The organism is Enterobacter cloacae complex sp. IR5428, from assembly GCF_049238585.1.
In the GTDB taxonomy this organism is placed as follows: Bacteria; Pseudomonadota; Gammaproteobacteria; order Enterobacterales; family Enterobacteriaceae; genus Enterobacter; species Enterobacter intestinihominis.
Window position 1 is genome coordinate 124,198 of record NZ_JBMKHV010000010.1, and the last position, 16,095, is coordinate 140,292.

A 16,095-nucleotide genomic window follows, 5' to 3' on the forward strand; every position below is an offset into this window, starting at 1 on the left:
GGGTTAGCGTAGGCCACCCGGCAATTCAAACTTAGTAGCTGCTTGCGCTCTTACCGTCACCGTGACCCAGCGCTTTCAGCAGGCTGGCCAGCAGGCTGGACGCGCCGAAGCGGTAGTGGCGGGAGTCCGCCCAGTCGGCGCCGAACAGCTCGTCGGCAATCGCCAGGAACTGCTGCGCGTCTTCTGCGGTACGCACGCCGCCTGCCGGTTTGAAGCCAACGGTTTTGGACACGCCCATATCACGGATAACTTCCATCATGATGCGCGCGCTTTCCGGAGTCGCGTTGACCGGCACTTTACCGGTAGAGGTTTTAATGAAATCCGCGCCCGCTTTGATAGCGATTTCAGACGCTTTACGAATCAGCGACTCTTCTTTCAGCTCGCCGGTTTCGATGATCACTTTAAGCAGCACGTTTGCCGCCGCACATGCGTCTTTACAGGCTTTCACCAGGTCAAAACCGACCTGCTCGTTGCCGGCGATCAGCGCGCGGTACGGGAATACCACGTCAACTTCGTCTGCGCCGTACGCAATCGCCGCGCGGGTTTCCGCCAGCGCGATCTCGATGTCGTCATTACCGTGCGGGAAGTTAGTCACGGTCGCAATGCGCACGTCCGGCGTGCCCTGTTCTTTCAGCGTTTTGCGGGCAATCGGGATAAAACGCGGGTAGATACAGACGGCGGCGGTATTACCCACTGGCGTTTTTGCCTGATGGCACAGGGCGATGACTTTTTCATTGGTGTCGTCATCATTCAGGGTGGTCAGGTCCATCAGTTTCAACGCGCGCAGGCTGCTTGCAGTTAAATCGGTCATAACATTCTCCAACGGCAGTGCCGTATAAATTTTACCTTGCGGGTCTGTGAGTATTCTAACATTCACCCGCATCCACACTTCGACATTCATCACAGTTAATGAAAACTGTGTGCAAATTTGCATTACTGTAATGAGATCTTCTTCAAACTTTCATGAGTCAACCGCCGACAAAAGCAGCGATACCCCCTGTCGGATCAAAAGCCCCGGCAGGCTGGCTTCTTACAATTCGTTCACCATCCGCAGAACCCTCAAGGAAGTTGAACATGCCCGACGCCCTGCAACAACGTTGCCTGCACATTGTGACCAGCCCGGTGTTAACCCCGGAACAAAAACGTCATTTTCTGGCGCTGGAAGCGGAGAACAATCTGCTCTATCCCGCTCTGCCAGAGGCGGCCCGCGCCGCGCTGGACGAGGGATACATCTGCGACATGTTCGAAGGTCATGCGCCTTACAAACCGCGCTACGTGCTGCCGGACTACGCTAAATTTCTGGCTAACGGCTCAGAATGGCTGGAGCTGGAAGGGGCGAAAGATCTGGATGATGCCCTCTCACTGCTCACTATCCTTTATCACCATGTTCCGTCCGTCACATCGATGCCAGTCTATCTGGGTCAGCTCGATGAGATACTCAACCCATATGTTAAAATTCTAACACAGGATGAAATCGATAGCCGAATAAAACGTTTCTGGCGTTACCTGGACAGAACCCTGCCCGATGCCTTTATGCATGCCAATATCGGCCCGGCGGATACGCCCGTCACGCGTGCCATTTTGCGAGCGGACGCAGAGCTGAAGCAGGTCGCGCCGAACCTGACCTTTATTTACGACCCGGACGTCACCCCTGACGATCTGCTGCTGAGCGTGGCGAAAAACATTTGTGAGTGTAGTAAGCCGCATATTTCCAATGGCCCGGTAAATGATAAAATTTTCACAAAAGGTCGCTATGGCGTGGTGAGCTGTTACAACTCCCTGCCGCTGGCGGGCGGCGGCAGCACGCTGGTGCGCCTTAACCTGAAAGCGATTGCGGAGCACAGCCGCTCACCGGAAGACTTTTTCACCCGTACCCTTCCCCACTACTGCCAGCAACAAATCGCGATCATTAATGCGCGCTGCGATTTTTTATATGAACAATCCGGCTTCTTTGAGAATAGCTTCCTGGTGAAAGAGGGGCTGATTGATGCCGATCGTTTTGTACCGATGTTTGGCATGTACGGTCTGGCCGAAGCGGTAAACGTGCTGTGCGAGAAAGCAGGCATTACGGGACGGTACGGTAAAAACGAGCAGGCCAATGCGCTGGGTTACCGCATCAGTGAACAGCTGGCGGCGTTCGTTGAAAACACGCCGGTGAAACACGGCTGGCAGCACCGCGCGATGCTGCACGCGCAGTCAGGGATCAGTTCTGATTCAGGCACCACGCCGGGGGCGCGTCTGCCGTACGGTGACGAGCCAGATCCCATCAGCCACCTGCTGGCCGTAGCCCCGCACCATAAACACTATCATTCGGGGATCAGCGATATTCTCACCCTGGATGAGACGGTTAAACGCTATCCTCAGGCGGTGGTGCAGCTGTGCCTGGGAGCGTTCAACGCCGGTATGCGTGAGTTCACCGCGAATGTGGCCGGAAACGACCTGGTGCGCGTCACCGGGTATATGGTGCGGCTCTCCGACCTGGAGAAATATCGGGAGGCCGGCTCGCGCACCAACACCACCTGGCTCGGCGAGGAGGCCGCGCGCAATACCCGTATTCTGGAACGTCAGCCACGCGTGATAAGCCATGAACAGCAGATGCGCTTTAGTTAGTCAGGTTATTCCCTTCTCCTGCGTGGACGGGCCGGGCAGCCGCCTGGCGCTGTTCCTCCAGGGCTGTAACCTGCGCTGCAAAACCTGCCACAACCCGTGGACCATCGGGCGCTGCAACGACTGCGGCGACTGTGTTCCCCACTGTCCTCATGATGCGCTGACGATTCAGGCCGGGCGCGTCTGGTGGCAGGAGAATCATTGTCAGCAGTGCGATACCTGCCTGCACCTGTGTCAGCAGCAGGCGACGCCGATGGCGCAGCGATACAGCGTCGAGGAGATCCTCTCACGGATCCGCACGTCCGCGCCGTTTATTGAGGGCGTGACCGTCAGCGGGGGTGAGGCCACCACGCAGCTGCCGTTTGTGGTTGCGCTGTTCACCGCGATCAAAGCCGATCCGTCCCTGCGCCATCTGACGTGCCTGGTGGACAGCAACGGCCTGTTAAGCGAAACCGGCTGGCAAAAGCTGTTACCGGTGTTTGACGGCGCGATGGTGGATCTGAAAGCCTGGGGCAATGAACATCACCGTTTTCTGACCGGGCGCGAAAACACGCTGATCAAGCAGAGCATCCGCTGGCTGGCCGATCGTCATCGCCTGACGGAGCTGCGCCTGCTGGTGATCCCCGATCGGTGTGATTATCTGCAACATCTGTCATCGCTGACCGCTTTTATCCACGCGTTGGGGAACGTTCCGGTGCGGATCAACGCGTTTCATGCCCATGGGGTTTACGGGGAGGCGGCGCGATGGCGGAGCGCCACGCCGGAGGACATCGAGCCGCTGGCGCAGGCCCTGGAACGACAGCAGATCACGGTGATCCGCCCGGCCCTTTATCTATAGCGTGATGCCGAAGACCGCGCGGGTATTTTCCAGCAGCGCGCTGGCAATCACATCTTCAGGCTCCTGACGCAGCTCACACAGCACATCAAAAACGCGCGCCGCCTGCTCCGGGCGGTTGGGCTGGCCCTGAAAACCATTCAGCGGCATGTCAGGGGCATCCGTTTCCAGCAGAAGCGAAGACAGGGGGAGTTGCGCCATCACATCCCGGGTTTTGCTGGCTCGCGGATAGGTGATGGTGCCGCCGACGCCAATTTTATAGCCCAGCTCGATAAAACGCTGCGCCTGCTGAAGGCTTCCAGCGAAACCATGGACCACGCCCCTGCGCGGCACGTCGATGCGCTTCAGGTGCATCGCCAGTTTGTCATGGGTGCGCCTGGAGTGGAGGATCACCGGCAGATCGTGGCGCTTTGCCAGCCGGAGCTGCGCATCCAGGATCGTCTGCTGGCGCTCAAACTGCGGATCTTCACGATAGAGATCGAGGCCGATCTCACCGATGGCAACCAGCTTCGTATCCGCGTTTTGCAGCGTGGCATCCAGCCTGTCGAGATGGTCATCAAGATGGTGCTCAATCACGATCGGATGCAGACCCAGCGCGGCATACAGCGCATCGTGACCCTGGGCAAGCGCCAGGACTTTCTCGAATCTCGCCGCTTCAATAGCGGGCACAATAATGGCTCTCACACCGGCCTCAGCCGCACGCGCAATACTTGATGTTTCCTCCCCGCTAAACGGCGGGAAATCAAAGTGGCAATGGGTATCGATAAAAGAGTGCGTCACGCCAGGTCCTCGTTATCGAGTATGCCGTCGTTGGCCTGCGGCGCGTCCACCAGCGGCATCGCCACCGCGTCATTGGCCACACTAGCGGGTGGCAATATGATGCTTTTATGCCGATGAAGAGGCGGTTGCTCGGCCAGCATTTTCCCGACGGTCGCCAGGAAGTATCGCCCGCATAGCCGCCCCGTTTTGTAATCCATACGCAACGCAGGCAGCCGACTGCCCAGCGCCATGCTCAGCAGCGGCTTCGGCGGGTAAATTTCAAAGATGCGCAGCTTGCCCGGTGGTTTTTCAATAAAACGCTGCATCGCGCCGTAGGTGGTTTCATGCTGCTTCGCGATATTCACCAGCGGTTGCAGGCTGCTGTCGCCCAGCCAGCGTTCCATCCGCTTAAACCACTGTGGGGTGTAATACATCTGTGAAGGCACCGTGCGGATCACCACAATGGTTTTCGCCCCGCGCCGTGCGGCCTCCTGTACCGGCACCGCGTCGCTGATACCGCCGTCAAGATAGTTTATCCCCTCCAGCAGCGCGCCGGTACGGTAGAAACCCGGGATCGCGCTGGAAGCGCGAATGATATCCAGCCAGTTCTCTTTCTGCGGCGAAAAGTAACCCGGTGAATAGTCATCGCCACGGCTGGCGCACATCCAGAACGCTTTGCCGGTATCGAACAGTCGTGACGCGGTATCCATGGCCAGCGGCATCTGGCTGGAGGTGGCATCCAGTAACCAGTCGAGATCGATCAGGTTCCCGCCGCGCACGAAGCGTACCGGATTGAAGAATTCTTTGGAGGTGGTGTAGCGCATAATCACTTTGCGCGCATAGCCGGGCTGGTTGCAGACATAGGCGGAGAGGTTCTGCGCCCCGGCAGAGGTACCGAAGTAGAGATCGAACGGGTTGAATTGCGCGCGCATAAATTCGTCGAGCACGCCGGCGGTAAAAATACCGCGCTGCCCGCCTCCTTCACAAACCAGCGCAAGCTGGCCTGCATGAAACGGTTTTAACGTCAGCGGCGCAATATTGCCGAGCGTCACGGGAATTCGTTGCCCCACCTCTGCCTTCCTGTTTTCATTATTTTGATGAGACACAGTAACGCACATTCCCGATGGTTCTCAAACGAGAAAAAGCCAGTCACGAGGACTGGCTTGAGTTTGTTTAATAACTATTGCGTTTGCTACGGGCGACGTCGACCCGTAAACAGGCTGACCAGGAACAGAATAATACCGACGACGAAAACAATTTTCGCTGCCCATGCCGCGGTACCCGCCAGTCCACCAAAGCCCAATGCGGCGGCAATTAACGCGATAACCAGAAATATAATGCCCCAACGAAACATAAGCCTCTCCTTTACCATAGTTAATGTCGGCCGCTAAACGTGAGCGCTCAGGTCACTCACCGGCTTTTCCAGAGTCGTTTTTATTTCGCCCGCGGTTTTCAGCCAGACGGGCGAGTGGTACTGCTTTACTTCGTTTTCAGATCGTTTTTGACGCTTTTCACACCATCAATAGCTTTCGCAATTGACTCGGCACGATCGCTTTGTGCCTGGTTCTCAACCGTACCGGACAGCTGGACCACACCATCGGTGGTTTCAACTTTCACCATACGGGATGGCACGATGTCGTCAGCTAACAGTTTAGCTTTGATTTCGCTGGTAGTTGCTGCATCTCCGGCATAGCCCTTCACCGACGATTCTTTGCTGTCACGTACGTGCAGTTTGTCGCTTACAGAGCTTACGCCCTCAACGCCTTTCGCTACTTTAACGGCCTCTTCAGCCTGAGTCTGGCTTTCAACGAAACCGCTCAGAGTGACAACCTTGTTGTCGGTTTTAACAGAAATATCGGTGCTCTTAATGGATTCATGATCCACCAGTGCGGCTTTCACTTTTGCTGTGATAGAGCTGTCATCCATGAAATTACCGACTTTATTCATAGAGCTATCGATTTTTTCCCCTGCGGTATTAGCGGTATTTTGCGCTTTATCCATGGTGCTGGATTCCGCCAGAGCAGAACCGCTTACCAGGACACTACCCAACGTTACAGCCAGCAGAGTTTTAGAAATCTTCAGTCTTGTCATATTCATCGATTTATTCCTGTGTTTTGCCCGTTATTTGGGCGACATACTTCCCTAAATCTTGGTTTTATATATTGCGAATTAACACACGGGCGAAATGGAGAACCAGTGGACATGCATTGAACAGTTAATTCATCCACGCCCGGTGCTAAACACTGAGTTAAATATAGATCACAATCAGAGGGGTGCATTCAGAATTGGGGAAAAAACGAACGAATAGCGAAAAATTACGTTGAATTAAGAACATTCCGCAAGGGTTTAATAACACTGGAATTAAAGAAGAGCACGGCGGCTGCCGTGCTCTGTGAGGGAATTAATGCTCGCGCGTTTTGCGGAACTGAACGTCGGGATAACGTTCCTGCGTCAGGTTCAGGTTAACCATAGTCGGGGCGATATAGGTCAGATTATCGCCACCGTCCAGCGCCAGCTGAACTTCGTTCTTACGCTTAAACTCTTCGAATTTCTTCACGTCTGAACATTCAACCCAGCGCGCGGTCGCCACGTTCACCGATTCGTAAATCGCTTCCACGTTGTACTCGCTCTTAAGACGGGCAACTACCACGTCAAACTGGAGCACACCCACCGCGCCCACGATCAGATCGTTGTTGGCGATAGGGCGGAACACCTGTACAGCCCCCTCTTCCGAAAGCTGGACCAGGCCTTTCAGCAGCTGCTTCTGCTTAAGCGGATCGCGCAGGCGAATGCGACGGAACAGTTCCGGCGCGAAGTTCGGGATACCGGTGAACTTCATCATCTCGCCCTGCGTGAAGGTATCGCCGATCTGAATGGTACCGTGGTTGTGTAAACCAATGATGTCACCCGGATAGGCTTCTTCCACGTGCGAACGGTCGCCCGCCATGAAGGTCAGCGCGTCGGAGATCACTACGTCTTTACCAATACGCACCTGACGCAGCTTCATGCCCTTTTCGTACTTACCGGAAACCACGCGCATAAAGGCGACGCGGTCGCGGTGTTTCGGGTCCATGTTGGCCTGAATTTTAAAGACGAAGCCGGAGAACTTCTCTTCCTTCGCTTCTACTTCGCGGGTGTCGGTTTTACGCGGCATCGGCTGCGGGGCCCACTCAACCAGACCGTCGAGCATATGGTCAACGCCGAAGTTGCCGAGTGCAGTACCGAAGAAGACCGGGGTAATTTCACCGCTCAGGAACAGTTCTCTGTCGAACTCGTGAGAGGCGCCTTTGACCAGCTCAAGCTCATCGCGCAGTTGCGCGGCCAGCTCTTCACCGACAGCGGCGTCCAGCTCCGGGTTGTCCAGCCCTTTCACGATGCGGACTTCCTGAATAGTGTGGCCCTTACCGGTCTGATACAGGTAGGTTTCGTCTTTATAGAGGTGATAAACCCCTTTGAACAGCTTGCCGCAGCCAATCGGCCAGGTGATTGGCGCGCAGGCGATTTTCAGCTCGTTTTCCACTTCATCCATCAGCTCCATCGGATCACGGATGTCACGGTCGAGTTTGTTCATAAAGGTGAGGATCGGCGTATCGCGCAGACGAGTGACTTCCATCAGCTTGCGGGTACGATCTTCAACACCTTTCGCGGCGTCGATCACCATCAGGCAGCAGTCCACCGCCGTCAGGGTACGGTAGGTATCTTCGGAGAAGTCTTCGTGCCCCGGGGTGTCCAGCAGGTTCACCAGGCAGTCATGATACGGGAACTGCATCACGGAGGTGGTAATCGAAATACCACGCTGCTTTTCCATCTCCATCCAGTCGGATTTAGCATGCTGGCTGGAGCCACGGCCTTTAACGGTACCCGCGGTCTGGATCGCCTGTCCGAACAGCAGCACCTTCTCGGTGATGGTCGTTTTACCGGCATCCGGGTGCGAGATAATGGCAAAAGTGCGGCGTTTGGCCACCTCTTGCAGATAAGGAGACAACGTCATAATCAATTCTTCTTAGGTAAGCGCGGCAGCAGGCCGCGCATCATGGAATACGAAAAATGCGGCTATTTTACCCATCAACAGGGGGCAGGCAATCATTGTTTACACAGGAGCTGCTCCAGTTCGTTCAATGACGTAACGGTCCAGGTCGGCTCGATGCCTTCCGGCAGCGTGCGGCCATGCGCATTCAGCCAGACGGTCGACAGGCCCGATCTCATACCTCCCAGAATATCAGATTCTGCCGTATCCCCCACCATCAGCACGCGATCGCGGTCAGGATTGCCCGCTTGTGCCAGCGCATAATCGAAAATACGCGGATCCGGCTTCGGCACGCCTACCTCTTCAGAGATCACCAGCGCGTCGAAATGATCGCGCAGGCCGGTGCGTTCAAGGCGGATCTGCTGAAGCGCGGTAAAGCCGTTGGTGATGATCCCAAGCTTCACCTTCCCTTTCAGCGAATCCAGCAGAGAAACGGCGCCGGGCAACGGCGCGCAGATATCTGCCATTGCATTCAGGAAGGCCTCGTTCAGCACCCCAGGACTGATGTTTAACCGTTCAGCCCAGACGTCAAAACGCTGATGCTGAAGCTGTAACGCGGTGATGGCTCCGTTCTGGTAATCCACCCACAGCGGCTTGTTCACCGCCTGATAGTCCTGAAAATCTTCCGCGGTGAACGTCACGCTATAGTCGAGAAACATCCGCTGTAGGCCGCCGAACGAGTCAAACGTAAACAGCGTTTCGTCGGCATCAAAGAAAATCCAGTCCCATTTCATCGTTACAACCTTATTTTCGTTATCCAATCGGCAGAGCCATGATAATGGCGTCTTCACGTCCCTCTGCGGTGGGGTAGTAGTTACGGCGGATAGTCGCCTCGTTGAAGCCTAAGCTTTCATAGAGCGCGATGGCGGCGACATTGGACGCGCGCACCTCCAGCCACAGGGTGAAAACGTCACGGGTTTCCAGCTCACGAATGAGGTGCTCAAGCAGATCCCTGCCCAGCCCGCGGCGCTGGTAAGCGGGATCGACCGCGATATTAAACAGCGTCGCCTCGTCCAGAACGACCTGCGTGATGGCGAACGCGGCCATCGCACCGTCAACGTCCAGGCGGAGATTTAAATAGCGTTCGCCCTGATTGCTGGCAAACGTCTTTTCGCTCCACGGAAAGGCATGGGCGCGTGTTTCAATCGCGAACGCGGTGGCCAGGTCAGCCGTCGTGAGGGAAGAAATCGTGTTCATATTCGCAAATTTGTTGCCATAGCGCGCTACGCGCTTTTGGGTTGGCTTTCAGTTCGTCCAGCGCTGGCGAGCTGATCTGGCTTCCTTCAAGAGGTAGCTCATCCACCGCCCCGATTCGCCAGCTGTTACAGCGGCTGTCAGGGGGAAGCATCGCGACGCTTTCGGGCGCCAGCTGTAATACCTGATCGTTTGTCACCTTCAGGGTGCGAAGGACATCCTCAATCAGGGGTTCGTTCAGGGCAGGCGGCGCTTCTGCCACCATCACCAGGCGGACATGCGCAGGGATGGAGATGGCTATTTCGCCCCGCAACGCCGTCGGGCGACGCAAAGCCCACTGGGTGATGCCCAGCTGCTGCAACTGCCAGTCTCGTCGGGATGTCATAGCGAAAACTCCTGTCTCTCAGGCGCGCAAATATAGCAAATGTGTCGAAACTGCGCCATCTACCTACTATAATCCCCGCCTGAGTTTATTGAGGAACAATTCATGTCTGCATTTACCCCGGCAAGTGAAGTCTTGCTGCGTCACAGTGATGATTTCGAAGAAAGCCGTATTCTGTTTGCCGGAGATATGCAGGATGACCTGCCCGCACGTTTCGACTGTGCTGAAAGCCGTGCCCACACCCAATACTACCACCACTGGCAGGTGCTGAGCCGCCAGATGGGCGAGCGCGCACGCTTTAGCCTGGTGGCGGAGCAGAGCGATATTGCTGACTGCGATACGCTCATTTACTACTGGCCGAAGAACAAACCGGAAGCCCAGTTCCAGCTGATGAACCTGCTTTCTCTGCTGCCGGTCGGCTGCGATATTTTTGTCGTCGGTGAGAACCGCAGCGGGGTGCGAAGCGCAGAGCAGATGCTCGAAGGCTACGCGCCGTTGACGAAAATCGACAGCGCCCGACGCTGCGGCCTGTATCATGGCCGTCTGGAAAAACAGACCACTTTTGATGCCAACACCTTCTGGGACGAGTACCAGCTTGACGGACTGACCATTAAAACCCTGCCGGGTGTGTTTAGCCGTGACGCGCTCGATACGGGCAGCAAGCTGCTGCTTTCCACCCTGACGCCGCACACCAAGGGCAAGGTGCTGGACGTCGGCTGTGGCGCGGGCGTGCTGTCAACGGTTCTCGCCAGCCACTCACCAAAAGTGCGTTTAACCCTGTGTGACGTGAGCGCCCCGGCGGTAGAAGCCAGCCGCGCCACGCTTGCTGCGAATGGCAATGAAGGCGAAGTGATTGCCAGCAACGTTTTCTCCGACGTGACCGGTCGCTTTGACATGATCATCTCTAACCCGCCGTTCCACGACGGGATGGAGACCAGCCTTGAAGCGGCGCAAACGCTGATCCGTGGCGCAACCCGTCACCTTAACAGCGGCGGTGAGCTACGTATTGTGGCGAATGCCTTCCTGGCGTATCCGAAAGTGCTGGATGAAACCTTCGGCTTCCACGAAGTGATCGCCCAGACAGGCCGCTTTAAGGTGTATCGCACCGTGATGACGCGCCAGGCGAAAAAGTAATTCCCCTGCCCGGCGATGGCTGACGCTGCCATCGCCCATTTTTGCAGCAATCAAAACAACGTGCGCAATTTTCTGTTGACGTAAAGCTGAAAACATCTAGAATGCGCCTCCGTGGTTACGATACTTTTACAGTGTCGATGGTATGCGAAGGTGGCGGAATTGGTAGACGCGCTAGCTTCAGGTGTTAGTGTCCTTACGGACGTGGGGGTTCAAGTCCCCCCCCTCGCACCATAAATCACGTTGATATTGCTCGCACTGGGCGAAGGTGGCGGAATTGGTAGACGCGCTAGCTTCAGGTGTTAGTGTCCTTAGGATGTGGGGGTTCGAGTCCCCCCCCTCGCACCAACGAGGCGATATCAAACCAGTAAGATGACTGTGCGAAGGTGGCGGAATTGGTAGACGCGCTAGCTTCAGGTGTTAGTGTCCTTACGGACGTGGGGGTTCAAGTCCCCCCCCTCGCACCAATTATCTTACATCCCTTCAGCAGTACCTCTTGTTTTTCCCTTTTATTTCAAACTCATCAGAATCACCAGCAGTCCACTGATTAGCGCAACGCATGATGGCAACAGCACGTAATGCCGTAACTGTTTGTGCCAGATCATCGCGGATGTCACCAGCAAGCCCGAAACAATCATTGCTTTCCAGACATCAATGGGAAGATCGGCAAACATCAGCCCACCGATAATGGAACCAGGCAGCAATATTCCCCACCCACTTCCCAGCGCTTTGCTCAACATGGTTTCACCTCTCGCACTGATAATGATAACCAGTATCATATGATAGTAATTATCACTTGTCAGCATGCGACGTAAGAAATTGCGCCAGCAATTGCTTTCCCATAATGACAGAGAATGTGTAAGGTGATAAATTGCCCACCTGTTAACTTCCGATAACGTTTTTCTGATAATAAAAATTCAATTTTGTAGCGACCAATATTGCATAACAACATCTTGCTCATTGTTTTAATTGAGTTTTAATAAAAACGCACGCATATGACATCACAATCCTGGCTGTCCTTAGTCAACAAGAAATATCAGCTTTCTTTACGTTTATTTTTATTTCTGAACGCTGCATCAGCATTGTTCTCGGTAACAAACCCTCTCTATTCCGTTCGTGTGTTATCAGTCCCCCTGTTTGCCGTATTGACTGCCAGCACTGGCTTACTTATCTGGCACTGGAAAAATAGCACGCGAAAAATAAATATCCCTGCTGTTTCAGCTATTTTTGGGTTTTTATGGGCATGGCAGATCGTCTCAAAATTTCTGTTAATAACGCACGATCACGCAACCTATTTAATGATGGCGCTATTAACAGTGCTTTTTATAGGGTCTCTGGCTTTCGCCAGTAATATTAAAGCCTTTACGTTACATTCATTTCCCGCTTTTATATCCTGCCTGTGGCTTAGCCCGTCCGAAAACTGGTTGAGAATGGCCTATTTTTTCGCGCTGCCGGTGGTCGCCATTGGTATCCATCATGTTCTTCAGCGGCGTAATGACCGTTTCGCCCAGGAGCTGCTTTCCGAACTGCTCGAAGAGCGTGAAACCCTGACCGATCTCAGCATGATGGACCCGCTCACCGGCCTATATAACCGTCGCGGGCTGCAAAGCCGGCTTGAGAACCTCCCCAGGCCTGACGCTGGCGAGCACTTTGTGCTGCTGATGGATATCGACCATTTCAAAGCCTACAACGATCATTACGGCCATATGATGGGCGATCAGGCCTTGATCAGGGTCTCGGCTGCGATCCGCGACGCCGTGCGCTCACGCGATGTTGTCGCCCGGTTTGGCGGGGAAGAATTTATGGTGCTGTTAAGTAACATCCCACTGGAGCAAGCGCGCCAGACAGCTGAACGCATACGTCAGAAGGTTTACGATCTCAAAATCCCCCACATGTTTAACGAAAGCGTCGCCACTAACGTGACCATCAGCATTGGCATAGCCATGTTCGAAGGTGAAGACGTTGATGGCGCACTGGCGAAAGCCGATAAAGCCCTCTATGAAGCCAAGCATATGGGACGCAACAGCATTCTGCTGAGCGACGAGCTTCATATCGCCTGAAACCGCCTTCACAGCGCCAGGATAAAACGCTTGCGCTCGGTTTTATCTATAGTTAGGATTGGCAATCATTATCATTTAGATTTGTAATCCACACTATGGCGACTCGTACCGCACACATCGTTGAGCCACTACTCTGGCGAGCTCCACTCTCCGCCGGAGAAACGACGCTTGCGGATGCCATTCGGGAAAAAATCGCCGTAACACGCGCCCATCTGCTGGATTTCATCAAACTGGATGAAGCACCGCCGCATCATGCTCTGACGCTGACTCAGTGGCAACGACCTGCCGAGCTGCGGTCACTGCTGGCAACCTATTCCGACCATATTTATCGCAACCAACCGACGCTGGCGCGGGAAAATAAACCGCTGCTTTCCCTCTGGGCACAATGGTATATCGGGCTAATGGTGCCGCCTGTCATGCTGGCCCTGTTGACCCAGGAAACGATGCTCGATCTCTCGTCGGAACATTTCCACGTCGAATTCCATGAGACCGGACGCGCCGCCTGTTTCTGGATTGATGTACACGAAGATCCGAGCGCGAGTCACCTGTCAGCGCAGGCGCGAATGGAACGACTGATTACAAGAGCGCTGGTTCCGGTCATTGATGCGCTGGAAGCGACGGGGGAGATCAACGGCAAACTGATCTGGAGTAATACCGGGTATCTTATCCACTGGTATTTAACGGAGATGAAGCCGTTGCTCGGCGAAGAGAAAGTGGATGCGCTGCGTCAGAGCTGTTTCTTTGCCAGACAGCTGTCGGATGGGCGGGATAACCCTCTTTACCGCACCGTGGTTCCGCGTGAGGGACTTCTGGTGCGTCGTACCTGCTGTCAGCGCTACCGTCTGCCGGATGTCCAGCAGTGCGGCGATTGCACGCTTAAGTAGTCTGGCCCTGCCTGAAACCCGCAGAGAGAGGGAACAAACACTAAAAACGGCAACCTGCGTTGCCGTTTTGCTTTTACCTAAGCGACCTGCTGATTTTCCTCTTCCCCATTACGCTGTGCTTCTTCCGCTTCCTGCTGAAGCAACTGTTTCTCGTACACCTTGAAGAACGGGAAATAGATAATGGCGGAAACGCAGGCCAAAACCAGCACCAGAATGGCTGCACGGAAATCCCAGCCCAGCGCCCAGGCGGCACCAACCGGAGCCGGTGCCGTCCACGGCACAACGGAAATCACGCGGCCAATCAGATCAAACTTCATCGCTGCCCATGCCAGCACGGCATTGACCATCGGCGCCAGCAGGAAAGGAATAAAGAACACCGGGTTCATCACAATCGGCGTACCAAAAATCACCGGTTCATTGATATTGAAAATGCTTGGCACCACGCTCAGACGTCCAATGGAGCGCAGGTGCGCGGAGCGGCTACGCAGGTAACAGAACACCAGCCCCATCGTCGCTCCTGACCCACCGATCACAATAAAGAACGTCCAGAAGGCTTCCATAAAGATGTGTGGTAAAGGCAGGCTCGCCGCCAGCGCGGTCTGGTTCGCCCCCAGGTTCGTCAGCCAGAACATTTGCAGCATACCCGAGACAATCGCTGCACCGTGGATCCCGGCAAACCACAGCAGGTGGCCAATCAGCACCGCCAGCAGGATCGCTGGCAGCGAGTCCGCCGCAGAGACCAGCGGTTTGAATATCGACATGATGGCCTGTGGGATCAGCATACCGAACTGCGACTGGATCAACAGACTCAGCGGATAGAGTGTCAGCACCACCACCAGCACCGGGATCAGCAGGTCAAACGAGTTTTTGATCATCGGCGGAACCTGGTCTGGCAGACGGATCCCGATATTGTGTGCTTTCAGGAAACGCATCATCTCAACGCAGTAAATCGCCACCAGGATCGCGGTGAAAATCCCGGTCCCTCCAAGGCTATCAACCGGTAAGGCGCCTTTGGTTTTAGGCGCGGCGACCAGCAGGAACGCCATCAGCGACAGCATCGCGCACATGAACGGATCCAGCTGATGGGTTTTAACGTAATGTTTGCCCAGGTTGTAGGCGATAGCCGCACAGATATAGAGGGACATCACCCCCATCGTCATATCAAACGGCGTCAGAATTTGACCTTCAAACTGCTTCGCCATATCCAGCCAGGCGCGGGCAAAGCCCCAGGTGGTATCTGGCGAAAAAGGTGGGTAAGCGAACACTAATAAAAACGACCCGACAATCATAAACGGCATTGCCGAGATGAACCCGTCACGAATCGCCATAACGTGACGCTGGGAAGAGATGCGCCCGGCAATAGGGCTGACATAATTTTCAACGAAGCGGAAAATCAGATTAAATGCAGCATGGTTGGCAGACATAGCAGATCTCCTGTCAGACGTTCGTTTCGGACGTTCTCACGTCACACGTTGTTCCATACATCAGCGTCACAACCTTGCCGGATCGTGTACCTGCGGTACTGCTCAAACGGAATGGTTTCATAATTAGCTCTTATTATTAGATACAGGGGAAGTTACACACTCAGTATTAATCTCTGCATCACGCTCTGCAACCGGTTACTGTAACCGGTTTCTGTGAATGTGAAGGCGATCCAGAAATCGCCCCTGACGGATATTTGTTACTTAAGGGATATTTACAGCGACTAAATTCTTATGACAGATTACGGAAGATATTTGTCAGGAGGAATCAATGAGTTTGCAGTCTGTACAGCAGTTTTTCGCCGAACACGCTCCGGATATAGAAATCATCGAGCTTAACCAAAGCACAGCGACTGTTGCCCTTGCTGCTGCCGCGCACAACGTTGAACCCGGCCAAATTGCCAAAACGCTGTCACTGAAAATTAAAAATGATGTGATTCTGGTGGTTGCAAAAGGCGATGCGCGTCTGGATAACAAAAAGCTCAAAGAGACATTCGGCGCAAAAGCCCGCATGCTCAGCTGCGATGAGGTAGTAACCCTGACGGGTCATCCTGTTGGCGGCGTCTGCCCTTTTGGACTGGAAAATCCGCTCTCTGTTTACTGTGACATCACTTTAAAACAGTACGCCGAAGTGTTACCCGCAGCGGGCGCCATCCACAGTGCGGTGCGTATATCGCCCGACAGAATGGCGGAACTGACCGCAGCAAAATGGGTTGATGTCTGTATTTGAACGTT

General features: G+C 54.6%; 17 protein-coding genes and 3 tRNA genes. 9 read left to right on the forward strand and 11 right to left on the reverse strand.

From position 1 onward, the window contains the following. Window positions 1-31: 31 nt before the first annotated feature. Window positions 32-811: a deoxyribose-phosphate aldolase gene (deoC, locus tag ACOTXC_RS15890; protein ID WP_038415274.1), complete on the reverse strand. Its 780-nt coding sequence runs from the start codon at window positions 809-811 to the stop codon at window positions 32-34. Window positions 812-1,074: 263 nt separating this feature from the next. On the opposite strand from deoC, the gene ACOTXC_RS15895 reads away from it, so the two are divergent. Further along, the gene (locus tag ACOTXC_RS15895) at window positions 1,075-2,610 is read left to right on the forward strand and encodes a YjjI family glycine radical enzyme (RefSeq protein WP_421767825.1); all 1,536 of its coding nucleotides are present in this window, start codon (window positions 1,075-1,077) and stop codon (window positions 2,608-2,610) included. After that, complete coding sequence (locus ACOTXC_RS15900; RefSeq protein WP_063137953.1) at window positions 2,585-3,445, forward strand: YjjW family glycine radical enzyme activase; 861 nt, start codon at window positions 2,585-2,587, stop codon at window positions 3,443-3,445. Before ACOTXC_RS15895 ends, ACOTXC_RS15900 begins: the two co-directional genes overlap by 26 nt. Here ACOTXC_RS15900 and ACOTXC_RS15905 read toward each other — a convergent pair. The 8 genes from ACOTXC_RS15905 to ACOTXC_RS15940 all read right to left on the reverse strand — a co-directional run bounded on the left by ACOTXC_RS15905 (window position 3,440) and on the right by ACOTXC_RS15940 (window position 9,807). Next, window positions 3,440-4,222, reverse strand: coding sequence for a TatD family hydrolase (locus tag ACOTXC_RS15905; RefSeq protein WP_022646984.1), 783 nt, complete (start codon window positions 4,220-4,222; stop codon window positions 3,440-3,442). The two genes, ACOTXC_RS15900 and ACOTXC_RS15905, sit on opposite strands and share 6 nt — an antisense overlap. Further along, window positions 4,219-5,271, reverse strand: coding sequence for a patatin-like phospholipase family protein (locus tag ACOTXC_RS15910; protein WP_023299272.1), 1,053 nt, complete (start codon window positions 5,269-5,271; stop codon window positions 4,219-4,221). Before ACOTXC_RS15910 ends, ACOTXC_RS15905 begins: the two co-directional genes overlap by 4 nt. A 122-nt stretch (window positions 5,272-5,393) precedes the next feature. Next, entirely contained in the window at window positions 5,394-5,555 is a 162-nt protein-coding gene (locus ACOTXC_RS15915; protein WP_003856556.1) for a DUF1328 domain-containing protein, read from the reverse strand. Between the two features lie 125 nt (window positions 5,556-5,680). Beyond that, window positions 5,681-6,298, reverse strand: a complete 618-nt coding sequence (gene osmY, locus ACOTXC_RS15920; protein WP_022646982.1) for a molecular chaperone OsmY — start codon at window positions 6,296-6,298, stop codon at window positions 5,681-5,683. A 304-nt stretch (window positions 6,299-6,602) separates the two neighbouring features. Continuing rightward, window positions 6,603-8,192, reverse strand: a complete 1,590-nt coding sequence (gene prfC / locus ACOTXC_RS15925) for a peptide chain release factor 3 (protein WP_006810210.1) — start codon at window positions 8,190-8,192, stop codon at window positions 6,603-6,605. A gap of 92 nt (window positions 8,193-8,284) precedes the next feature. Further along, window positions 8,285-8,962, reverse strand: a complete 678-nt coding sequence (yjjG, locus tag ACOTXC_RS15930) for a pyrimidine 5'-nucleotidase (protein ID WP_022646980.1) — start codon at window positions 8,960-8,962, stop codon at window positions 8,285-8,287. Between the two features lie 19 nt (window positions 8,963-8,981). Beyond that, the gene (rimI, locus tag ACOTXC_RS15935; RefSeq protein ID WP_022646979.1) at window positions 8,982-9,425 is read right to left on the reverse strand and encodes a ribosomal protein S18-alanine N-acetyltransferase; all 444 of its coding nucleotides are present in this window, start codon (window positions 9,423-9,425) and stop codon (window positions 8,982-8,984) included. Beyond that, complete coding sequence (locus tag ACOTXC_RS15940; protein WP_022646978.1) at window positions 9,394-9,807, reverse strand: DNA polymerase III subunit psi; 414 nt, start codon at window positions 9,805-9,807, stop codon at window positions 9,394-9,396. Before ACOTXC_RS15940 ends, rimI begins: the two co-directional genes overlap by 32 nt. Before the next feature lie 102 nt (window positions 9,808-9,909). Between ACOTXC_RS15940 and rsmC the strand changes: the two genes are divergently transcribed. From rsmC to ACOTXC_RS15960, 4 genes are all read left to right on the forward strand, one after another. Beyond that, window positions 9,910-10,938, forward strand: coding sequence for a 16S rRNA (guanine(1207)-N(2))-methyltransferase RsmC (rsmC, locus tag ACOTXC_RS15945; protein ID WP_421767826.1), 1,029 nt, complete (start codon window positions 9,910-9,912; stop codon window positions 10,936-10,938). 144 nt (window positions 10,939-11,082) lie between these two features. Beyond that, a tRNA-Leu gene (locus tag ACOTXC_RS15950) sits at window positions 11,083-11,169 on the forward strand. Between the two features lie 28 nt (window positions 11,170-11,197). Then, window positions 11,198-11,283: transfer RNA gene (locus ACOTXC_RS15955), tRNA-Leu, on the forward strand. Between the two features lie 32 nt (window positions 11,284-11,315). Further along, window positions 11,316-11,402, forward strand: a tRNA-Leu gene (locus tag ACOTXC_RS15960). A gap of 42 nt (window positions 11,403-11,444) precedes the next feature. Here ACOTXC_RS15960 and ACOTXC_RS15965 read toward each other — a convergent pair. Then, entirely contained in the window at window positions 11,445-11,714 is a 270-nt protein-coding gene (locus tag ACOTXC_RS15965; protein WP_026080652.1) for a DUF1435 domain-containing protein, read from the reverse strand. 216 nt (window positions 11,715-11,930) lie between these two features. On the opposite strand from ACOTXC_RS15965, the gene ACOTXC_RS15970 reads away from it, so the two are divergent. Continuing rightward, window positions 11,931-12,995: a GGDEF domain-containing protein gene (locus ACOTXC_RS15970; protein ID WP_023305406.1), complete on the forward strand. Its 1,065-nt coding sequence runs from the start codon at window positions 11,931-11,933 to the stop codon at window positions 12,993-12,995. Window positions 12,996-13,090: 95 nt separating this feature from the next. Continuing rightward, window positions 13,091-13,879 carry a siderophore-iron reductase FhuF gene (gene fhuF, locus ACOTXC_RS15975; protein WP_023299267.1) on the forward strand — a complete coding sequence of 263 codons (789 nt, stop codon included), beginning with the start codon at window positions 13,091-13,093 and terminating at the stop codon, window positions 13,877-13,879. A gap of 77 nt (window positions 13,880-13,956) precedes the next feature. On the opposite strand, the gene ACOTXC_RS15980 is transcribed toward fhuF, so the two are convergent. Continuing rightward, window positions 13,957-15,303 carry a PTS cellobiose transporter subunit IIC gene (locus ACOTXC_RS15980; RefSeq protein ID WP_006810218.1) on the reverse strand — a complete coding sequence of 449 codons (1,347 nt, stop codon included), beginning with the start codon at window positions 15,301-15,303 and terminating at the stop codon, window positions 13,957-13,959. 328 nt (window positions 15,304-15,631) lie between these two features. Here ACOTXC_RS15980 and ACOTXC_RS15985 point away from each other — a divergent pair, with 328 nt between their 5' ends. Next, window positions 15,632-16,090: a YbaK/EbsC family protein gene (locus ACOTXC_RS15985; protein WP_022646971.1), complete on the forward strand. Its 459-nt coding sequence runs from the start codon at window positions 15,632-15,634 to the stop codon at window positions 16,088-16,090. Window positions 16,091-16,095 lie beyond the last annotated feature (5 nt).